An 18752-nucleotide genomic window follows, 5' to 3' on the forward strand; every position below is an offset into this window, starting at 1 on the left:
TAAATATACAAGCCAGTGCGACGCGGGCCCTGTGGGAGCGGGCTTGCCCGCGAAGCGGATACCGCGGCTTTTCAGGCATTGCGCGTTATCGTTCTTCGCGGGCAAGCCCGCTCCCACACGAGCCACCTCAGCCCGAGGATTTGTCAGACGCAAGCCTTGCGTTGCGCGGCCTGCGCGCAAATCACCTGCCGCCGCTCGTCGTCGGCCGAGCGCCACTCGCGGATGTCTTCGACGTGGCGAAAGCAACCGAGACAGACTTTCTGCTCATCCAGCCGGCACAAACTGATGCACGGTGAAGGCACGGCCGGGCTGACGTTGCTGTACAGCGGTTTGGCGGGACGCACTGGAGCGGATTGCGTCACGGCTTCAGAGACCTTCGAAATCGAGTTCCACATCGGCCTGCTCAAGCACGATGCGCTGCAGCATTTCGCCGAGCTGTTCTTCGCTCTTGTCGCACATCCAGCGCTCGCTTTCTTCGTCGTAGTCGAAGTGGAAACCACCGGAGCGCGCAGCCAGCCACAGCTGACGCAAGGGTTCCTGTCGGCTGAAGATCACCTGGCTGCCATTTTCGAACTCAACGGTGAGCACACCGGCCGAGCTCTCCAGGTCAACATCCAGTTCGCTCTCATCGAAAATATCTTCCAGCGTCTGTTGGGTGGCATCGACCAGGTCGTGGAAACGGGCTTCAGTCAAACTCATTGCAGGAACCTCTAAAAGTGTCTACTCACGCTCAAGCGCCGCAAGATACGGGCGCGTCCGGGCGAATGCAAAGGATACCGATCAAGCGCCCGCCAGTGGCAGAAATTATCCGCCGAAGCACGTCACACACCCCGCCGGACGGCCAGCCGCCCACATAGGCAAGCTGCCGGGTGGCCGGTATACTCCGGCGCAATTAATGCATTTTCAAGGATTTCGCCATGAAGCGCCTGATCTCTTCCCTTGCTGCGCTCGTCGCGGTTGCCTGCCTTGTTGCTGCCTGTGGTCAAAAAGGTCCGCTGTATCTTCCCGATGACAGCAAATCTCCTGAAGACCAGGCCAAGTCGCAATCCAAGTCGCACAAGCAAGACACCTACTAAGGGAACACCATGGACGCTTTTAACTACCGTGACGGTGAGCTGTTCGCGGAAGGTGTAGCCCTGTCCGCCATCGCCGAGCGCTTTGGCACACCGACCTACGTCTACTCCTGTGCGCACATCGAAGCGCAATACCTGGCTTTCGCCAACGCCCTGAAGGGTATGCCGCACCTGGTCTGCTTTGCGGTCAAGGCCAACTCCAACCTGGGTGTACTGAATGTCCTGGCGCGCTTGGGCGCTGGTTTCGACATCGTCTCCCGTGGCGAGCTGGAACGTGTTCTGGCCGCTGGCGGCCAGGCTGACAAGATCGTCTTCTCCGGTGTCGGCAAGACCCGTGACGACATGCGTCGCGCGCTGGAAGTCGGCGTGCACTGCTTCAACGTCGAGTCCACCGATGAGCTGGAGCGCCTGCAAGTGGTGGCCGCCGAGCTGGGCGTTCGCGCGCCGGTCTCGCTGCGGGTCAACCCGGACGTCGATGCCGGTACCCATCCATACATCTCTACCGGTTTGAAAGAGAACAAGTTCGGCATCGCCATTGCCGACGCCGAAGACGTGTATATCCGCGCCGCGCAATTGCCAAACCTGGAAGTGGTCGGCGTCGATTGCCATATCGGCTCGCAACTGACCACTCTTGCGCCCTTCCTCGACGCCCTCGACCGCCTGCTGGCCCTGGTCGACCGTCTCGGCGATTGCGGGATTTACCTGCGCCACATCGATCTCGGTGGCGGCCTCGGCGTGCGTTATCGCGATGAAGAGCCGCCGCTGGCCGGGGATTACATCAAAGCCGTGCGCGAACGCCTGGAAGGTCGCGAACTGGCACTGGTGTTCGAACCGGGCCGCTTCATTGTGGCCAACGCCGGCGTGCTGCTGACCCAGGTCGAATACCTCAAGCACACCGAACACAAAGACTTCGCCATCGTCGACGCGGCCATGAACGACCTGATCCGCCCGGCGCTGTATCAAGCCTGGATGGACGTCACGGCTGTGCGTCCTCGCGATACCCAGGCTCGCGCCTACGACATCGTCGGGCCGATCTGCGAAACCGGTGACTTCCTCGCCAAGGATCGTCAACTGGCGCTGGAAGAAGGTGACTTGCTCGCCGTGCATTCGGCCGGTGCCTACGGGTTTGTCATGAGCTCCAACTACAACACCCGTGGCCGTTGCGCCGAAGTGCTGGTAGATGGCGATCAGGCTTTTGAAGTGCGTCGCCGCGAGACGGTAGCCGAGTTGTTTGCTGGCGAAAGCCTGCTGCCGGAGTAAAACCATGCTGCTGCGTTTTACCAAGATGCACGGCCTGGGCAATGACTTCATGGTCCTCGACCTGGTCAGCCAGCACGCGCACATTCTGCCCAAACACGCTATGCAATGGGGCGACCGACACACCGGCGTCGGCTTTGATCAACTGCTGATCGTCGAAGCACCGAGCAATCCGGACGTGGATTTCCGTTATCGGATCTTCAACGCCGACGGTTCCGAGGTGGAACAGTGCGGCAACGGTGCACGCTGCTTCGCCCGCTTCGTGCTCGACAAACGCCTGACCGCAAAACGGCAGCTGCGGGTCGAGACCAAAAGCGGCATTATCGAACTGGATATCCGTAGCGACGGCCAGATCGGCGTCAACATGGGCCCGCCGCGCCTGGTTCCGGCTGACATTCCATTTCAAGCCGAGGTTCAGGCCGTAAGCTATCCGGTCGAAGTGGACGGCAAAACCGTCGAGCTGGCCGCAGTGTCCATGGGCAACCCACACGCGGTGCTGCGCGTGAGCGACATCAACAACGCGCCGGTGCATGAACTGGGGCCGAAAATCGAAAACCACCCGCGCTTCCCGGCACGGGTCAACGTCGGTTTTCTCCAGGTCATCGACCGCCAGCGTGCGCAGTTGCGCGTCTGGGAACGCGGCACCGGGGAAACCCGGGCCTGCGGAACCGGCGCCTGCGCAGCAGCAGTGGCCGCGATCAGCCAGGGGTGGATGGATTCGCCACTATTGATCGACCTGCCCGGCGGGCGCCTGTCCATTGAATGGGCCGGCCCCGGCCAACCGGTGATGATGACCGGCCCGGCAGTGCGTGTATACGAAGGACAGGTGCGTCTATGAGTGAGCGAAATCCATGACCGATCAGCCTCAGGTTCCAGCCCAACTGCCCGACGAATCGCCTTGCGGAAGCCTTGAGGCGGCGGCAATTGCCGCGTACCTGGAGGCTCATCCGGACTTCTTCATCGAGCACGAAGAACTGCTCCCGGCATTACGCATCCCCCATCAGCGCGGCGACACCATTTCCCTGGTCGAGCGTCAGCTGAAAATGCTGCGCGAACGCAATATCGAGATGCGGCATCGCCTCTCGCAACTGATGGACGTCGCTCGCGACAATGACCGGCTGTTCGACAAGACCCGTCGGCTGGTTCTCGCGCTCATGGACGCCAGCAGCCTGGAAGACGTGGTAATCAGTGTCGAAGACAGTCTGCGCCAGGACTTTCAGGTGCCTTTTGTCAGCCTGATTCTGTTCAGTGACACCGCCCTCCCGGTCGGCCGCTGGGTCACCAGCGCCGAAGCGCAGCAAGCCATCGGCGGCTTGTTGTCGGAAGGCAAAACCGTCAGCGGCAGTTTGCGTGAGCACGAGCTGGACTTCCTGTTTGGCGAAGAACAGCGCAAGCAAATTGGCTCCACGGCCGTCGTCGCCCTCAGCCACCAAGGCTTGCACGGCGTTCTGGCCATTGCCAGCCGCGATCCGCAGCACTACAAAAGCTCGGTGGGCACACTGTTTCTCAGCTACATCGCCGAAGTCATGGGCCGCGTCCTGCCGCGCATCCACAACTCCCTACGCGCGGTACGCTAACCGTGGAACGACAACTGGACGCCTACTGCGCTCACCTGCGCAGTGAGCGCCAAGTGTCACCCCATACGCTGCAAGCCTACCGCCGCGACTTGAACAAAGTGCTGGGGTACTGCGAAAAACAGCAGATATCCAGCTGGCCCATGCTGGATATTCAGCGCCTGCGCAGCCTGATCGCCCGTCTGCATCAACAGGGGCAATCCTCTCGCAGCCTGGCGCGGCTGCTTTCAGCGGTTCGCGGTCTCTATCACTACCTGAATCGCGAAGGCCTCTGCGACCACGACCCGGCCAACGGTCTGGCACCGCCCAAGGGCGAACGCCGGCTACCCAAGACCCTCGATACCGACCGCGCGCTGCAACTGCTCGACGGCGCGGTCGAGGACGACTTTCTGGCTCATCGTGACCAGGCGATTCTGGAGCTGTTCTACTCCTCCGGCCTGCGTCTCTCCGAGCTGACCGGGCTCAACCTCGATCAGCTCGATCTGGCGGACGGCCTGGTTCAAGTCCTTGGCAAAGGCAGCAAGACCCGGGTTCTGCCAGTCGGCAAGAAGGCTCGGGAGGCATTACAGCTGTGGTTGCCGCTCCGCGCCCTGACCAACCCGGTAGACGACGCAGTGTTTGTCAGCCAGCAAGGCCGACGTTTAGGTCCGCGGGCGATTCAGTTGCGGGTGAAGGCCGCCGGTGAGCGCGAGCTGGGACAGAATCTGCATCCGCACATGCTTCGGCACTCCTTCGCCAGTCACCTGTTGGAGTCCTCCCAGGACCTGCGCGCCGTGCAGGAGTTGCTCGGCCACTCGGACATCAAGACCACGCAGATTTACACTCATCTGGATTTCCAGCATTTGGCGTCGGTCTACGATAGCGCCCATCCTCGGGCCAAACGCAACAAAGGCGGTGAGTAATGACGATCAAACTGATCACTTTCGACCTCGACGACACCCTGTGGGACACCGCCCCGGTCATCGTCAGCGCGGAAGCGGTGCTGCGCGAGTGGCTGGTGCAACATGCGCCGGACCTCGGCGGCGTACCTGTCGAACACCTCTGGGCGATCCGTGAGCGAGTGCTGGGTAACGAGCCGGGCCTCAAACACCGGATCAGTGCCTTGCGGCGCAGGGTGCTGTTCCATGCGCTGGAGGAGTCCGGGTACACCCATCAGCAAGCGTCGGAGCTGGCCGATCAGGGTTTTGAAGTGTTTCTGCATGCGCGGCATCAGCTCGAGATCTTTCCCGAGGTGCAGCCGACTCTTGAAGTTCTCGCCAGGCACTACACGCTGGGGGTGGTCACCAACGGCAATGCCGACGTGCGCCGGCTGGGCCTTGCGGACTACTTCAAGTTTGCCCTTTGCGCAGAAGACATCGGCATTGCCAAGCCGGATTCGCGGCTGTTCCACGAAGCGTTGCAACGTGGTGAAGCAACAGCGCAAACCGCCGTGCACATCGGCGATCACCCAGGGGATGATATTGCCGGGGCACAGCAGGCAGGGTTGCGGGCGATCTGGTTCAACCCGGGCAGCAAGATCTGGGAAGCCGAGAAACAGCCGGATGCCGAGATTCGCAGTTTGACGGAGTTGCCTGAGTTGTTGGCGCGGTGGAACACAGCGTCCTGACTACCTGAGAACCGCTTTTGTGGCGAGGGAGCTTGCTCCCGCTGGACTGCGAAGCAGTCCTAAAACCAGCCAACGCGATTCTCCAGATAGAACCCGCCAGTCGATTTTACGACTGCTGCGCAGCCGAGCGGGAGCAAGCTCCCTCGCCACAGGTATTGCGTTCGACGTTCCATTTCCTTACACCCATGAAAAAGCCCGCAGCGACGGCGGGCTTTTTCAGCAAGCACGTAGCAGGCCCTTAGATAGGCCGGCTGCCGTACTTGTTGTCAGGCTTCTTTGGTGGGTCAGCCACCACGTTGGCCTCGACTTCCTGCACCTTACCGCCTTTGGCAAGGAACTCTTCCATAGCGCGCGCCAGAGCATCACGCTCTTTGTTCTTGGCTTCGACACTCGGCAGCTCATCGACTGAAATAGCCGCCTTGGCCTTGCCTTTAGCGGTAGGGGCAGGTGCATCGCCGCCGTCGTCGTCAGCTACGTCTTCGGCCGCCGTTTCAAGACCTTCTTCGGTCTCGTCTTCGTCACCTGTTTCGAGGTCGTCGTTTTCCAGATCATCGTCGCTCATGTTCTACCTCATGACTTGCGAAAAGCAGATTAGTTATAGCCCAGCTTCGCCAACTGTCGAAGGCTGCTGGAAAAAAATCATTGTCCGCTGGTCACCAGCGGCTTATGCCCCATCACCGTGCAAGGTGACGAGGACTCTACGAGCACCGCCCTGATCACGATACTCGCCCAGATAAACACCTTGCCAGCTACCCAGCGCCAGTCGACCTGCCGTGACCGGCAAACTCAACTGACAGCCTGGCAAGCTGGCCTTGACGTGCGCCGGCGAGTGTTACCAGATGAAAGCCCCGAGGCCTTGCCCGCAGGGTAATCAGAGTCTGTCGCCACCTACAGTTCTCCGCACGTTCGGCGCGCATTCTAGCGTGCTCAGGGAAAAAACAAAGTGCCTAATACTCCTGCAATGCTGCAAGCCATTGGCCCAGGAAAAATAGCCGTCATGAACACGCCGGAAAGTAGCGAAAAAAAACCTTTCAGCTGTTCCACTACTGACAAAAACCAGACAAAAAAATGCCCGGCAAGCCGGGCAATTTTTTTCTCGCGACCTTACAAGTTGTAACCGCGCTCGTTATGTAGCGCCAGATCGATGCCGACCGCTTCTTCCTCTTCGGTGATACGCAGACCCATGACGGCATCCAGCACCTTGAGAATGATGAAGGTAACGATCGCAGTGTAGATCACCGTGAAGCCAACACCTTTGCACTGAATCCAGACTTGAGCAGCGATGTCGGTGACAGTGCCGAAGCCGCCCAGCGACGGTGCCGCGAACACACCGGTCAGGATCGCGCCGAGGATACCGCCGATACCGTGCACGCCGAAGGCATCCAGGGAGTCGTCGTAACCCAGCTTGCGCTTGAGGGTGGTGGCGCAGAAGAAGCACACCACGCCAGCCGACAGACCGATCACCAGAGCGCCCATCGGACCGACTGTGCCCGCTGCCGGAGTAATAGCGACCAGACCAGCTACCACGCCTGAAGCGATACCCAGTGCGCTTGGCTTACCGTGAGTCACCCACTCAGCGAACATCCAGCCGAGGGCTGCGGCAGCGGTAGCGATCTGAGTCACCAGCATGGCCATACCGGCCGTGCCGTTGGCGGCAGCAGCGGAACCGGCGTTGAAACCGAACCAGCCGATCCACAGCATCGCGGCGCCCATCAGGGTGTAACCGAGGTTGTGCGGAGCCATCGGGGTGGTCGGGAAGCCTTTACGCTTGCCGAGCACCAGGCAGGCAATCAGACCGGCCACACCGGCGTTGATATGCACCACGGTGCCGCCGGCGAAGTCCAGCACGCCCCAGTCCCACATCAGGCCGCCGTTACCGGACCAGACCATGTGCGCAATCGGCGCGTAGACCAGGGTGAACCAGATGCCCATGAAGATCAGCATGGCGGAGAACTTCATCCGCTCGGCGAAGGCACCGACGATCAGCGCCGGGGTGATGATGGCGAAAGTCATCTGGAAGGTGATGAACACCGCCTCAGGGAACAACGCCGCAGGCCCGGTCAGGCTCGATGGAGTGACACCGGCGAGGAACGCCTTGCCCATGCCGCCAAAGAACGAGTTGAAGTTGACGACGCCCTGCTCCATGCCGGTGGTGTCGAACGCAATGCTGTAGCCATAAATGACCCACAGAACGCTGATCAGACCGGTAATGGCGAAGCACTGCATCATCACGGAAAGAATGTTTTTCGACCGAACCATGCCGCCGTAGAACAGCGCAAGGCCGGGAATGGTCATGAACAGCACCAAGGCTGTCGAGGTCATCATCCAGGCGGTATCGCCGGAGTTGAGGACTGGGGCCGCCACTTCGTCTGCCGCCATAGCCAGGCTGGGCATTACGAGGGACAACAGGGCTCCTAGCCCTGCGATTTTACGCAGAGTCATATTGTTTTCTCCTGGGGCGTTGGGTTTGGCGGCTTAGATTGCGTCGGTATCGGTTTCGCCGGTACGGATGCGAATAGCCTGTTCCAGATTGACCACGAAGATCTTGCCGTCACCAATCTTGCCGGTGTTGGCCGCCTTGGTTATCGCCTCGATAACCCGGTCCAGATCCTTGTCGTCAATGGCGACATCAATCTTCACCTTGGGCAGGAAATCGACCACATACTCCGCGCCGCGATACAGCTCGGTGTGACCCTTCTGCCGACCGAAGCCTTTGACCTCAGTAACGGTAATGCCCTGCACGCCGATCTCGGACAACGACTCGCGTACGTCGTCCAGTTTGAACGGCTTGATGATGGCAGTGACTAGCTTCATGAAAACTCTCTCCCGAATTGGTGGACTTGCCCCAGGAAAAACAAACCCGGCTCAAGTCTAAGCGCAGTGCCTGGCTTTGTAACGCATCGTCGGCCTGACTCAGCCATCCCGACGCCAGCTAACCGCTCCTGACGAAACACTTCCCCCGTTCCGACCGGCGCACTGCATTCGTCACAGCGACTGCATCAGTGCATGGGTTACCAAGGACTAAGCAGAAAGCTTGCCATCTCGTGAAAACCCATTGATTTCAAACCCTTGGTCGCTGTCGCAGGCATCTTTTTACAACTACCGCAACAGATACGCACAACAACGGTGCGCGACTGCCCGCCGACATGCGCGAAAAGCGTGCACTCCTGCCTGCGCCATTGACTATAGACACTGCGTGATACACTGCCGACCATCTGTTTACAGGACACCTTCCATGCTCGCGCCCAAAGACCTCCTCGACGCCCTGAGCGGCCACGCCTCCCGACTGTTCAGCGGCGACACCCCGCTGCCACGCAACGAAATCGAAAGCCAGTTCAAAGCTCTGCTGCAAAGCGGCTTCAGCAAGCTTGATCTGGTGAGCCGAGAAGAATTCGACAGTCAGATGGTCGTACTGGCGCGCACCCGCGCTCGGCTGGAGAGCCTTGAGGCGAAGGTGGCGGAGCTGGAAGCCAGATTGACGCCGCCTGCGGAATAAGGACACCGTCCGCCCACAGGAACCCCGCCCATCCTGTGGGAGCGTGGCTTGCCCGCGAATGACTGCGTAGCAGTCACCTTCTCATTTAGTTTGATACATCCTGTCTGGATTCAATCGCTGTAATCCTCCAGTTTTTACTCTTCGCTCAACTACCCTTCCAAAACCGCAGGACGCGGCTTTCGCACCCTCAAGGAATGATCTATGTCTCTGGCCATCGTCCACAGCCGCGCCCAGATCGGCGTGGACGCACCCGCTGTTACCGTTGAGGTCCATCTGGCCAACGGCTTGCCATCCCTGACGCTGGTGGGCCTGCCGGAAACGGCCGTCAAGGAAAGCAAAGACCGGGTGCGCAGTGCGATTCTCAATTCAGGTCTCGATTTTCCGGCACGTCGCATTACCTTGAATCTCGCTCCGGCCGATCTGCCCAAGGACGGCGGACGCTTTGATCTGGCGATTGCCTTGGGGATTCTCGCGGCCAGCATGCAGGTTCCGACATTGACGCTGGACGATGTCGAGTGTCTTGGGGAGTTGGCGCTGTCCGGCGCCGTGCGGGCGGTACGCGGCGTGCTGCCGGCCGCGCTGGCCGCCCGTAAGGCCGGGCGCACTCTGGTGGTGCCGCGCGCCAATGCCGAAGAAGCTTGCCTGGCTTCGGGGTTGAAGGTGATCGCGGTCGATCATCTGCTGGAGATAGTCTCGCACTTCAACGGCCATACACCTGTCGAACCCTTTGTTTCCAACGGCCTGCTGCTGGCGAACAAGCCTTATCCCGACTTGAATGAAGTACAGGGCCAGCTTGCGGCCAAGCGAGCCTTGCTGATCGCCGCGGCGGGCGCTCATAACCTGTTGTTCAGCGGTCCGCCAGGCACCGGTAAAACGCTCTTGGCCAGTCGCTTGCCCGGTTTGCTTCCACCGCTGGACGAGCATGAAGCGCTGGAAGTCGCAGCGATTCAGTCAGTCGCCAGCCATGTGCCGCTGAGCCACTGGCCACAACGGCCGTTTCGCCAACCCCATCATTCGGCATCCGGCCCGGCGCTGGTGGGCGGCGGCTCAAAACCGCAGCCGGGGGAAATCACCCTCGCCCACCATGGCGTGCTGTTTCTCGATGAACTGCCGGAGTTTGATCGCAAGGTTCTGGAGGTTTTAAGAGAGCCGTTGGAATCCGGCGAGATCGTCATTGCCCGAGCCCGAGACCGGGTACGTTTCCCGGCGCGCTTCCAACTGGTTGCGGCGATGAACCCCTGCCCATGCGGCTATCTCGGCGAACCCAGCGGACGCTGTCGCTGCACGCCGGAACAGATTCAGCGCTATCGCAACAAACTCTCCGGCCCGCTGCTGGACCGCATCGACCTGCACCTGACCGTCGCCCGCGAAGCCACGGCGCTCAACCCTACACAACAAGCCGGCGATGACACTGCCAGTGCCGCTTTACTGGTCGCCAATGCCCGCGAACGGCAGCAACGACGTCAGGGTTGCGCGAATGCCTTCCTCGACCTGCCTGGCCTGCGCCGACACTGCCAGTTATCCACAATCGACGAGAATTGGCTGGAGACGGCATGCGAGCGGTTGACGTTGTCGCTGCGGGCGGCCCACCGACTACTCAAGGTAGCGCGCACGTTGGCGGACCTTGAGCAGGTCGACTTGATCAGTCGGGAACATCTGGCTGAGGCGTTGCAGTATCGGCCGACGGCCAGTTAACCCCCGTCACCCCTTGGAAAGGTCCACTAACGGCGTCTGCCGCACTTCAGTCTCACGCCCGTTCTGAATCTCACTGACCCGCTTCAGCGCTTTATCCACAGCCGGCTTATTCGCCAACAAGCTGTAATTGATCTGGAACTTCCGCTGCTGTTTCGCGCCGATGGTCGGCACCAGGTTCAGTGGCCGTTGATAACGGCGGTTGTAGGAAAAACTCGTGCCTGGCTCCAGGCCGGTGACGTAACCCTGGCCTTGGGTGTCGGTGTTTTTCCAGAGTGAGAACACCGGTAATTGCCCGGTGTTGAAACCGACTGCCACGCCCAGACTGCCCGCCTTGTTATGCAGAACGGTGAGCGTGTCGCCCTTGGCGTCGGCGTATGGCACCACATTGTAGACGGTTTCGTCGTAGTCCTTGGTCGGACCTCGGTAGGTTTGCCAGTCAGACAGATCCGCTTTGGCCTTGTCGTTGAAGGGTGAGACTTGTTTCACCGGCGCGGCGAAACGGGCTCCTTGCTCCAGGAACGGCGTGCTGAAGTTACTGTGATAGAGCGCCTGATATTCCTTCGGATAGTCGCCGTTGTTGGTCAGCCTGTCGTTGAGCGCAAAGCGCACGCTGCCGGGCTCGGTGACCAGTTCAGTCACCACCGAAAAGTCGACTTTCTTGAAGGCCTGCTCTTTCAGCTCACCGCGCAGGCTGATGGCATAGGGCGGTTTTTCGTCGATATGCAGGGTGACCTTGTTCGCCGGGATGTTCGCAGCGCGGCCATGCAGGGTCAGCAGTTCGCCGTTGTCCATGCCCGGGTGGCCGACCCATTCGTAGCCACAACGGGTGACCAATTCGTTGAAACCCTCCAGCCAACCCAGTCCGCCGCGGCCATTGAGCTCGATAAACGATGGATTGACCACCTCTTTGACCGGCGAATCCCAGCCCATGCGCACATCGCCCACCGACGCCTGCAGGACGTTCATCCCGCGAGTCGGGACTACGGACAGTTTCATCACGCCGTTATCGATGTCGACGATGCTGACGCCCTCCTGACGACCACCATGCAGCGTGCGCATCGTCACGGCGAATGGCTTGGCGGTTTTCACCCCCAACTGTTCGCTGGTGACCTGAAAGTTTTGCGCGGCTTTGTCGGTATCGAGCAACACATAATCCCAGGCCATGGCTTGAGATACAGCAGTCAGGGTACTGAGGGCAACGATCAATTTGAGCGGGGTCATAGGAAAGCCTTTCTTGGAGTTGTGCCATTTTTATAGCGCTGATGAAACGATTCAGCAAGTATAAAAACGCATAATTAAACGCCAATCGGGCTTTTGGCAGCGGATCCGTTATTGGGGCATTTCGGGGGGATTTGGGTTGCTTGATCTGACGTCTTCGCGGGCAAGCGAACGTCGCCCGGCCCTTCCCACAGGGTTCCGCAGTTACAGGGGCATCATCGTTTCAGCTCAGGCGCTCGACATCAGGTAGCTCCATCGCCTGGACTTCGCTCTGGAGAAAATCACTGAGCCTGCGCAAACGCTCACCGCCGGGGCGGGTTTTCGGCCAGACCAGGTAGTAATTCTCACCACTGGCGACGGCAGTCGGCCACGGCAGACTCAGCCGTCCCTGCGCGACATCTTCGGCCACCATCAGCAAGTCGCCCATGGAAACGCCATAACCACGGGCGGCGGCGATCATGCCCAGCTCCAGTGTGTCGAAGACCTGGCCGCCCTTGAGCGACACCTGTGCGGACAGGCCCATGCGCTCCAGCCAGTTGCGCCAATCGCGACGGTCCGGAGTGGGGTGCAGCAACTCGGCGCTGGCCAGCCGCGCGACGTCCCATGGTTGATCGCTCAACAGGTTCGGCGCGCCTACCGGGATCAGCAGTTCGGGGAACAGATAGCTGGCCTCCCAGTCCGGCGGAAAATGCCCACTGCTGAGCAGCACCGCGCAATCGAAGGGTTCCTGATTGAAGTCCACCGAGTCCACGTCCATCCAGGCACTGGTCAGTTGCACCTCGTTACCCGGCTGCAAGTGCCGGAAACGGCTGAGGCGCGCCAGCAGCCAGCGCATGGTCAAGGTCGACGGGGCCTTCATGCGCAGGATGTCGTCTTCGGCGCGCAAGGTATTGCAGGCACGCTCCAGCGCCGAGAAGCCCTCGCGTATCCCGGGCAGTAGCAGGCGCGCGGCCTCGGTCAGTTGCACGTTACGACCGCTGCGCTGAAACAGCCGGCAGGCGAAGTGGTCCTCCAGCGTACGGATGTGTCGACTGACTGCGCTCTGGGTGATCGACAGTTCTTCGGCCGCACGGGTGAACGAGCTATGCCGCGACGCGGCTTCAAAAGCGCGCAAGGCGTAAAGAGGAGGAAGACGACGAGACATTGGGAAGGTTCCTATAGCGCGACATCGAAACACTATCAGAAACTCTCAGTCATGAGTTTTAATCATGCAAGCAATCGTTTTTATCCCTTTGTGCAGACGTCCGAGAGCGCCGAGAATCAGCCCTTCCAGTTCACTTTGAATAATCGGGTCAGATGATCATGCAGCATCCAGCACGTATCGAACTCTGGGCCATCCTGCGGCTGGCCGGGCCGCTGATCGCCTCGCAGTTGGCGCATATGCTGATGGTGCTCACCGACACCTTGATGATGGCCAAACTGAGCCCGGAAGCCCTTGCCGGCGGTGGTTTGGGCGCGGCTAGTTATTCGTTCGTGTCGATCTTCTGCATTGGTGTGATTGCCGCGGTCGGCACCCTGGTTGCCATTCGCCAGGGCGCCGGCGACATCGAAGGCGCCGCCCGCCTGACCCAGGCCGGGCTCTGGCTGGCCTGGTTGATGGCGCTGGTGGCCGGTCTGCTGCTGTGGAACCTCAAGCCGGTGCTGCTGCTGTTCGGCCAGACCGAAACCAACGTTCACGCGGCCGGCCAGTTTTTGCTGATCCTGCCGTTCGCCCTGCCCGGCTATCTGAGCTTCATGGCCTTGCGCGGGTTTACCAGCGCCATCGGCCGTGCGACGCCGGTAATGGTCATCAGCCTCGGTGGTACCCTGGCCAACTTCCTGCTCAACTATGCGTTGATCACCGGCATGTTCGGTCTGCCGAAACTGGGGTTGGTCGGGATCGGCCTGGTCACGGCAATCGTCGCCAACTGCATGGCGCTGGCGCTGGCCTGGCATATCCGTCGACATCCGGCCTATGACGCTTATCCGTTGCGTCAGGGCCTGTCGCGACCAAACCGCCAATACTTGCGTGAGCTGTGGCGTCTGGGGCTGCCCATCGGTGGCACCTATGCGGTCGAGGTCGGTCTGTTTGCGTTCGCCGCGCTGTGCATGGGCACCATGGGCAGCACGCAACTGGGGGCGCATCAGATCGCCCTGCAGATCGTCTCGGTGGCGTTTATGGTTCCGGCGGGTATTTCCTACGCGATCACCATGCGCATCGGTCAGCACTACGGCGCCGGGCAACTGCTGGATGCACGCCTGGCCGGTCGGGTCGGGATCGCCTTCGGTGGGGCAGCGATGCTCGGTTTCGCCATGGTGTTCTGGCTGTTACCGAACCAGTTGGTCGGGCTATTCCTCGACCATAACGATCCGGCTTTTCGCGAGGTGATCAATCTGGCGGTGAGCTTGCTGGCGGTAGCGGCCTGGTTCGAGTTGTTCGACGGCACGCAGACCATCGCCATGGGTGCGATTCGGGGGCTCAAGGATGCCAAGACCACCTTTCTGGTGGGGCTGGGTTGCTATTGGCTGATCGGCGCACCTGCAGCGTGGTTGATGGCTTTTACCCTGGACTGGGGGCCGACCGGTGTCTGGTGGGGTCTGGCGCTGGGGCTGGCCTGCGCGGCGGTGAGTTTGACGTGGGCGTTCGAATGGCGGATGAAGCGGATGATCAAACGCGAGCAGCCAGAGCAGCAGCTGCAGTTTCGGGCGGTTCAGCCGGATTAGATCGCGAGTACGCTGGTGGTCGTGGGAGCGGCGGTGCGGCGATCCGACTTGCCCGCGAAAGCGATGGTCGCTTAGCGCATTTGTCGACTGATATGGCCTCTTCGCGGGCAAGTCGGATCGCCGCACCGCCGCTCCCACATGATCTTTATGCCTGGGTCATTGCCAGCTCGCTGGTGCCAAACGTCAAGTACTCGACCAATTCAACCAGCGGCAACGGCTTGCTGATCAAGTAGCCCTGAACCTGATCGCAGCCAAAGCCCCGCAGTAGCGCAAGCTGCTCCGGTGTTTCGACACCTTCAGCCACCACTTCCAGGTTGAGGTTGTGGGCCAGGTTGATCATAGCGTGGACCAGCTTGCGATTTTCCTCACGCATCTCCATGCCACCGACGAAGCTTTTATCGATCTTCAGCAGCGCAATCGGCAGGCTATTGAGATGGACGAACGAAGAGAAACCGGTGCCGAAATCGTCCAGTGAGAAGCGCACGCCCAAACGACCCAGCGCATCCATGGTCTGCTTGACCAGATCACTGCGACGCATCACCGCGGTTTCCGTCAGTTCGAACTCCAGCCATTGCGCTTCGACGCCACGCTCGGCAATCAGTCGACTCAAGGTCGAAAGCAGCTGACTGTCCTGAAACTGACGGAACGACAGGTTGACCGCCATGTGCAACGGCGGCAGGCCGCGTTCACGCAAGGCCTGCATATCCCGCAGGGCGCGGGAAATCACCCAATAACCGAGCGGCACGATCAAGCCGCTTTGCTCGGCCAGCGGCACGAATTCGCTCGGCGGCAACAGTCCGCGCTCGCCATGTCGCCAGCGCACCAAGGCTTCAAGGCCGACAATCTGCCCGTCATCCAGATTCAGTCGTGGCTGGTAATGCAGTTCCAGTTCGTCGCGACGCAAGGCTCGACGCAGTTCGCTTTCGAGATCGGCGAGACTGCGGGCGTTGCGATTGATGCGCTCATTGAAAGTGTGAAAGGTACAGCCCTGAGTGCTTTTGGCCTGTTGCATGGCGATATGCGCGTGCCACATCAGCGGGTCGGCACCGGCCTGTGCGCGAGCGTGGGCAATACCCAGGCTGCAGCCAATCAGCAGGCTTTCGCCATCGACCCAATAGGGCTCGGACATGGCTTCGATAATCCGTTCAGCCATCCACTCGGCGCGCTGCGGTGCGCGGCGGGTGTCGATCAGCAAGGCAAATTCATCACTACCCAGACGTGCCAGTTGATCGCCGGCCTCCAGCTGGCTTTTGAGCCGCGAGACCACCTGCAGGATCAGCCGGTCGCCGGCCTGGTGACCGAGGGCATCGTTGGCGTGACGGAAGTTGTCGAGGTCCAGGTGACCCAACGCGAGGCCACGGCCTTCACTCTCGGCAAGACGGGTCGCCAGCAAGGTCTGAAAACCCTGGCGATTGGCGATACCCGTCAGCGGGTCCTGTTCAGCCAGGCGTTGCAGAGTGTTTTCCAGCACACCCCGTTCACGAACATGGCGCAGGCAACGGCGCAAGGTAGCGATATCCAGGACATCGCGGACCAACCAGTCGCTGACACCGTCCGGTGCGATATCCGGTTCATGCTCCAACAGCAAAACTGTCGGCAAGGAGCAGCGACCCGGCGCGGGTTGCAGGGCCGGGATCGTCAACAACACCGCAGTGCGGTCGTCATCGAACAAACTGCTGACCGACTCCCAGGTCGGCGCACAGATCAGCACAGCCGAGCTCCCCATCGGAGCCAGACACTCGCGCAACAACGCTGCCCACGCTGGCTCTTGGGCCAGTAGCAGCAAACGCAAGGGTTCGACAGGCGTAGACAAGCTAGCTCCCTAGACTCTGCAAAAGAAGTGGGCGGCGGGCATTATGATGCGCGGACAAACAACGGCCAATGATATTGATTATCAAAAACCATGTTGTACCGCTCAAACACGAACATTAGACGCAATTTCAACGTGCATCCTGCGGGAAAGTAACAAAACCGGCAAATTTAGATCGAGTGCTACGTCACAAGTCGCAGAGGTTCAGCAGAATCTGTCCAGCCTGTTAAAATGCCCGCCCATTTCGCAAGCGACTTCCTACTCCGTCATGTCCCGACTCAATCCCCGGCAGCAAGAAGCCGTGAACTACGTCGGCGGCCCTCTTTTGGTGCTCGCCGGCGCTGGCTCCGGCAAGACCAGCGTGATCACCCGCAAAATCGCCCATCTGATCCAGAGCTGTGGCATCCGTGCCCAGTACATCGTCGCCATGACCTTTACCAACAAGGCCGCACGGGAGATGAAAGAGCGGGTCGGCACCCTGCTCAAAGGCGGCGAAGGACGTGGCCTGACAGTGTGCACGTTCCACAATCTGGGGCTGAACATCATCCGCAAGGAGCATGCGCGGCTGGGCTACAAGCCAGGCTTCTCGATTTTCGACGAGACCGACGTCAAAGCCCTGATGACCGACATCATGCAGAAAGAATACTCGGGCGACGACGGCGTCGACGAGATCAAGAACATGATCGGCTCATGGAAAAACGACCTGATCCTGCCACCCGAAGCCCTGGAAAACGCGCGCAACCCCAAGGAGCAGACCGCTGCCATCGTCTACACCCACTATCAGCGCACGCTCAAGGCGTTCAACGCGGTGGACTTCGACGACCTGATCCTGCTGCCGGTGAAGCTGTTCCAGGAACACGCCGACATCATGGAAAAATGGCAGAACAAGGTCCGTTATCTGCTGGTGGACGAATACCAGGACACCAACGCCAGTCAGTATTTGCTGGTGAAACTGCTGATCGGCAAGCGTAACCAGTTCACCGTGGTGGGCGACGATGACCAGTCGATCTACGCCTGGCGTGGTGCCCGCCCGGAAAACCTGATGCTGCTCAAGGACGACTACCCGTCCTTGAAAGTGGTGATGCTCGAGCAGAACTACCGCTCTACCAGCCGCATCCTGCGCTGCGCCAACGTGCTGATCTCGAACAACCCCCATGAGTTTGAAAAGCAGCTGTGGAGCGATATGGGTCACGGCGACGAAATCCGCGTGATCCGTTGCCGCAACGAAGACGCCGAAGCCGAACGCGTGGCCGTGGAACTGCTCACCCTGCACCTGCGTACCGACCGGCCCTACAGCGACTTCGCCATTCTTTATCGCGGTAACTATCAGGCCAAGCTGATCGAGCTGAAGCTTCAGCATCACCAGATTCCCTATCGTCTGTCCGGTGGCAACAGCTTTTTCGGACGTCAGGAAGTGAAAGACCTGATGGCCTACTTCCGCCTGCTGGTAAATCCGGATGACGACAACGCCTTCCTGCGGGTGATCAACGTCCCACGCCGGGAAATCGGTTCGACTACCCTGGAAAAGCTCGGCAACTACGCCACCGGGCGCAAGATCTCGATGTATGCCGCCACCGAGGAAATCGGCCTTGGCGAACATCTGGACAGCCGCTTCACCGACCGTCTGGCGCGCTTCAAGCGCTTCATGGACCGCGTGCGCGAGCAGTGTGCTGGAGAAGACCCGATCTGCGCTCTGCGCAGCATGGTCATGGACATCGATTACGAGAACTGGCTGCGCACCAACAGTTCCAGCGACAAAGCCGCGGACTACCGCATGGGCAACGTCTGGTTCCTGATCGAGGCGCTGAAGAACACCCTGGAGAAAGACGAAGATGGCGAGATGACCATCGAAGACGCCATCGGCAAGCTGGTCTTGCGCGACATGCTCGAACGTCAGCAGGAAGAGGAAGACGGCGCCGAAGGCGTGCAAATGATGACCCTGCACGCCTCCAAGGGTCTGGAATTCCCCTACGTGTTCATCATGGGCATGGAAGAGGAAATTCTTCCCCATCGCTCCAGTATCGAAGCCGACACCATCGAAGAAGAACGCCGTCTGGCCTACGTCGGGATTACCCGCGCCCGTCAGACCCTGGCCTTCACCTTCGCGGCCAAGCGTAAGCAATACGGCGAAATCATCGACTGCGCGCCCAGCCGCTTCCTCGATGAACTGCCGCCGGACGACCTGGCTTGGGAAGGTACCGACGATATCCCGACCGAAGTTAAAGCCGTTCGCGGCAATACCGCACTGGCGGATATACGCGCGATGTTAAAGCGCTAGAATTGACCACTTTTTATCAGAGCTTAGGCGCACAAGGCGCTA

The 18752-nt window shown here is 60.2% G+C and carries 18 protein-coding genes and 1 pseudogene; 10 read left to right on the plus strand and 9 right to left on the minus strand.

Annotated features, from left to right (window positions below):
• Window positions 1–143 precede the first annotated feature (143 nt).
• Both AC3I0A_RS26365 and cyaY read right to left on the minus strand, forming a co-directional pair.
• Window positions 144–362, minus strand: coding sequence for a DUF1289 domain-containing protein (locus AC3I0A_RS26365; RefSeq protein ID WP_489378606.1), 219 nt, complete (start codon window positions 360–362; stop codon window positions 144–146).
• Window positions 363–366: 4 nt separating this feature from the next.
• Entirely contained in the window at window positions 367–699 is a 333-nt protein-coding gene (gene cyaY / locus AC3I0A_RS26370) for an iron donor protein CyaY (protein ID WP_489375435.1), read from the minus strand.
• A gap of 218 nt (window positions 700–917) precedes the next feature.
• Between cyaY and lptM the strand changes: the two genes are divergently transcribed.
• From lptM to AC3I0A_RS26400, 6 genes are read left to right on the plus strand one after another with little or no spacing between them, the layout of a single operon-like run.
• Window positions 918–1076, plus strand: coding sequence for an LPS translocon maturation chaperone LptM (gene lptM, locus AC3I0A_RS26375; protein ID WP_489375436.1), 159 nt, complete (start codon window positions 918–920; stop codon window positions 1074–1076).
• Between the two features lie 9 nt (window positions 1077–1085).
• The gene (lysA, locus tag AC3I0A_RS26380) at window positions 1086–2333 is read left to right on the plus strand and encodes a diaminopimelate decarboxylase (RefSeq protein ID WP_489375437.1); all 1248 of its coding nucleotides are present in this window, start codon (window positions 1086–1088) and stop codon (window positions 2331–2333) included.
• Window positions 2334–2337: 4 nt separating this feature from the next.
• Window positions 2338–3168 (plus strand): diaminopimelate epimerase, encoded by an 831-nt coding sequence (gene dapF, locus AC3I0A_RS26385; protein ID WP_489375438.1) that lies wholly within the window; start codon window positions 2338–2340, stop codon window positions 3166–3168.
• A 13-nt stretch (window positions 3169–3181) separates the two neighbouring features.
• Window positions 3182–3907 carry a DUF484 family protein gene (locus AC3I0A_RS26390; RefSeq protein WP_489375439.1) on the plus strand — a complete coding sequence of 242 codons (726 nt, stop codon included), beginning with the start codon at window positions 3182–3184 and terminating at the stop codon, window positions 3905–3907.
• Between the two features lie 2 nt (window positions 3908–3909).
• On the plus strand, window positions 3910–4806 hold the full coding sequence (xerC, locus tag AC3I0A_RS26395) for a tyrosine recombinase XerC (RefSeq protein ID WP_489375440.1): 897 nt from the start codon (window positions 3910–3912) through the stop codon (window positions 4804–4806).
• On the plus strand, window positions 4806–5510 hold the full coding sequence (locus AC3I0A_RS26400; protein ID WP_489375441.1) for an HAD family hydrolase: 705 nt from the start codon (window positions 4806–4808) through the stop codon (window positions 5508–5510). Before xerC ends, AC3I0A_RS26400 begins: the two co-directional genes overlap by 1 nt.
• Window positions 5511–5748: 238 nt before the next feature.
• Here the strand turns inward: AC3I0A_RS26400 and sutA are convergent, their stop codons facing one another.
• The 4 genes and pseudogenes from sutA to glnK form a co-directional block, all read right to left on the minus strand.
• The gene (gene sutA, locus AC3I0A_RS26405) at window positions 5749–6072 is read right to left on the minus strand and encodes a transcriptional regulator SutA (RefSeq protein ID WP_489375442.1); all 324 of its coding nucleotides are present in this window, start codon (window positions 6070–6072) and stop codon (window positions 5749–5751) included.
• Between the two features lie 102 nt (window positions 6073–6174).
• Window positions 6175–6427, minus strand: a pseudogene (locus AC3I0A_RS26410) (YjbQ family protein).
• 187 nt (window positions 6428–6614) lie between these two features.
• Entirely contained in the window at window positions 6615–7952 is a 1338-nt protein-coding gene (locus AC3I0A_RS26415; RefSeq protein WP_489375443.1) for an ammonium transporter, read from the minus strand.
• A gap of 33 nt (window positions 7953–7985) precedes the next feature.
• A complete protein-coding gene (gene glnK, locus AC3I0A_RS26420) occupies window positions 7986–8324 on the minus strand; it encodes a P-II family nitrogen regulator (protein ID WP_002555808.1) in 339 nt (112 codons plus the stop codon).
• A gap of 421 nt (window positions 8325–8745) precedes the next feature.
• On the opposite strand from glnK, the gene AC3I0A_RS26425 reads away from it, so the two are divergent.
• Together AC3I0A_RS26425 and AC3I0A_RS26430 are read left to right on the plus strand one after the other, a co-directional pair.
• Window positions 8746–9006 (plus strand): accessory factor UbiK family protein, encoded by a 261-nt coding sequence (locus AC3I0A_RS26425; protein ID WP_027608312.1) that lies wholly within the window; start codon window positions 8746–8748, stop codon window positions 9004–9006.
• 201 nt (window positions 9007–9207) lie between these two features.
• The gene (locus AC3I0A_RS26430; RefSeq protein ID WP_489375444.1) at window positions 9208–10701 is read left to right on the plus strand and encodes a YifB family Mg chelatase-like AAA ATPase; all 1494 of its coding nucleotides are present in this window, start codon (window positions 9208–9210) and stop codon (window positions 10699–10701) included.
• A 6-nt stretch (window positions 10702–10707) separates the two neighbouring features.
• On the opposite strand, the gene AC3I0A_RS26435 is transcribed toward AC3I0A_RS26430, so the two are convergent.
• Window positions 10708–11922 (minus strand): aldose 1-epimerase family protein, encoded by a 1215-nt coding sequence (locus AC3I0A_RS26435; protein ID WP_489375445.1) that lies wholly within the window; start codon window positions 11920–11922, stop codon window positions 10708–10710.
• A gap of 220 nt (window positions 11923–12142) precedes the next feature.
• Window positions 12143–13063 (minus strand): LysR substrate-binding domain-containing protein, encoded by a 921-nt coding sequence (locus AC3I0A_RS26440; RefSeq protein WP_489375446.1) that lies wholly within the window; start codon window positions 13061–13063, stop codon window positions 12143–12145.
• Window positions 13064–13221: 158 nt separating this feature from the next.
• Here AC3I0A_RS26440 and AC3I0A_RS26445 point away from each other — a divergent pair, with 158 nt between their 5' ends.
• On the plus strand, window positions 13222–14622 hold the full coding sequence (locus AC3I0A_RS26445) for a NorM family multidrug efflux MATE transporter (RefSeq protein ID WP_489375447.1): 1401 nt from the start codon (window positions 13222–13224) through the stop codon (window positions 14620–14622).
• Window positions 14623–14767: 145 nt separating this feature from the next.
• Here the strand turns inward: AC3I0A_RS26445 and AC3I0A_RS26450 are convergent, their stop codons facing one another.
• Window positions 14768–16435, minus strand: coding sequence for a putative bifunctional diguanylate cyclase/phosphodiesterase (locus AC3I0A_RS26450; protein ID WP_489375448.1), 1668 nt, complete (start codon window positions 16433–16435; stop codon window positions 14768–14770).
• Between the two features lie 265 nt (window positions 16436–16700).
• On the opposite strand from AC3I0A_RS26450, the gene rep reads away from it, so the two are divergent.
• Window positions 16701–18710 carry a DNA helicase Rep gene (rep, locus tag AC3I0A_RS26455; protein WP_489375449.1) on the plus strand — a complete coding sequence of 670 codons (2010 nt, stop codon included), beginning with the start codon at window positions 16701–16703 and terminating at the stop codon, window positions 18708–18710.
• Window positions 18711–18752 lie beyond the last annotated feature (42 nt).

The organism is Pseudomonas sp. KH_024_B2 (assembly GCF_057839965.1).

Bases quoted from the DNA above. Each gene is read 5' to 3' on its own strand.
- cyaY (WP_489375435.1), bottom strand. From the start codon at position 699: ATGAGTTTGACTGAAGCCCGTTTCCACGACCTGGTCGATGCCACCCAA.
- lptM (WP_489375436.1), top strand. From the start codon at position 918: ATGAAGCGCCTGATCTCTTCCCTTGCTGCGCTCGTCGCGGTTGCCTGC.
- lysA (WP_489375437.1), top strand. From the start codon at position 1,086: ATGGACGCTTTTAACTACCGTGACGGTGAGCTGTTCGCGGAAGGTGTA.
- dapF (WP_489375438.1), top strand. From the start codon at position 2,338: ATGCTGCTGCGTTTTACCAAGATGCACGGCCTGGGCAATGACTTCATG.
- AC3I0A_RS26390 (WP_489375439.1), top strand. From the start codon at position 3,182: ATGACCGATCAGCCTCAGGTTCCAGCCCAACTGCCCGACGAATCGCCT.
- AC3I0A_RS26400 (WP_489375441.1), top strand. From the start codon at position 4,806: ATGACGATCAAACTGATCACTTTCGACCTCGACGACACCCTGTGGGAC.
- sutA (WP_489375442.1), bottom strand. From the start codon at position 6,072: ATGAGCGACGATGATCTGGAAAACGACGACCTCGAAACAGGTGACGAA.
- AC3I0A_RS26415 (WP_489375443.1), bottom strand. From the start codon at position 7,952: ATGACTCTGCGTAAAATCGCAGGGCTAGGAGCCCTGTTGTCCCTCGTA.
- glnK (WP_002555808.1), bottom strand. From the start codon at position 8,324: ATGAAGCTAGTCACTGCCATCATCAAGCCGTTCAAACTGGACGACGTA.
- AC3I0A_RS26425 (WP_027608312.1), top strand. From the start codon at position 8,746: ATGCTCGCGCCCAAAGACCTCCTCGACGCCCTGAGCGGCCACGCCTCC.
- AC3I0A_RS26430 (WP_489375444.1), top strand. From the start codon at position 9,208: ATGTCTCTGGCCATCGTCCACAGCCGCGCCCAGATCGGCGTGGACGCA.
- AC3I0A_RS26435 (WP_489375445.1), bottom strand. From the start codon at position 11,922: ATGACCCCGCTCAAATTGATCGTTGCCCTCAGTACCCTGACTGCTGTA.
- AC3I0A_RS26440 (WP_489375446.1), bottom strand. From the start codon at position 13,063: ATGTCTCGTCGTCTTCCTCCTCTTTACGCCTTGCGCGCTTTTGAAGCC.
- AC3I0A_RS26445 (WP_489375447.1), top strand. From the start codon at position 13,222: ATGCAGCATCCAGCACGTATCGAACTCTGGGCCATCCTGCGGCTGGCC.
- rep (WP_489375449.1), top strand. From the start codon at position 16,701: ATGTCCCGACTCAATCCCCGGCAGCAAGAAGCCGTGAACTACGTCGGC.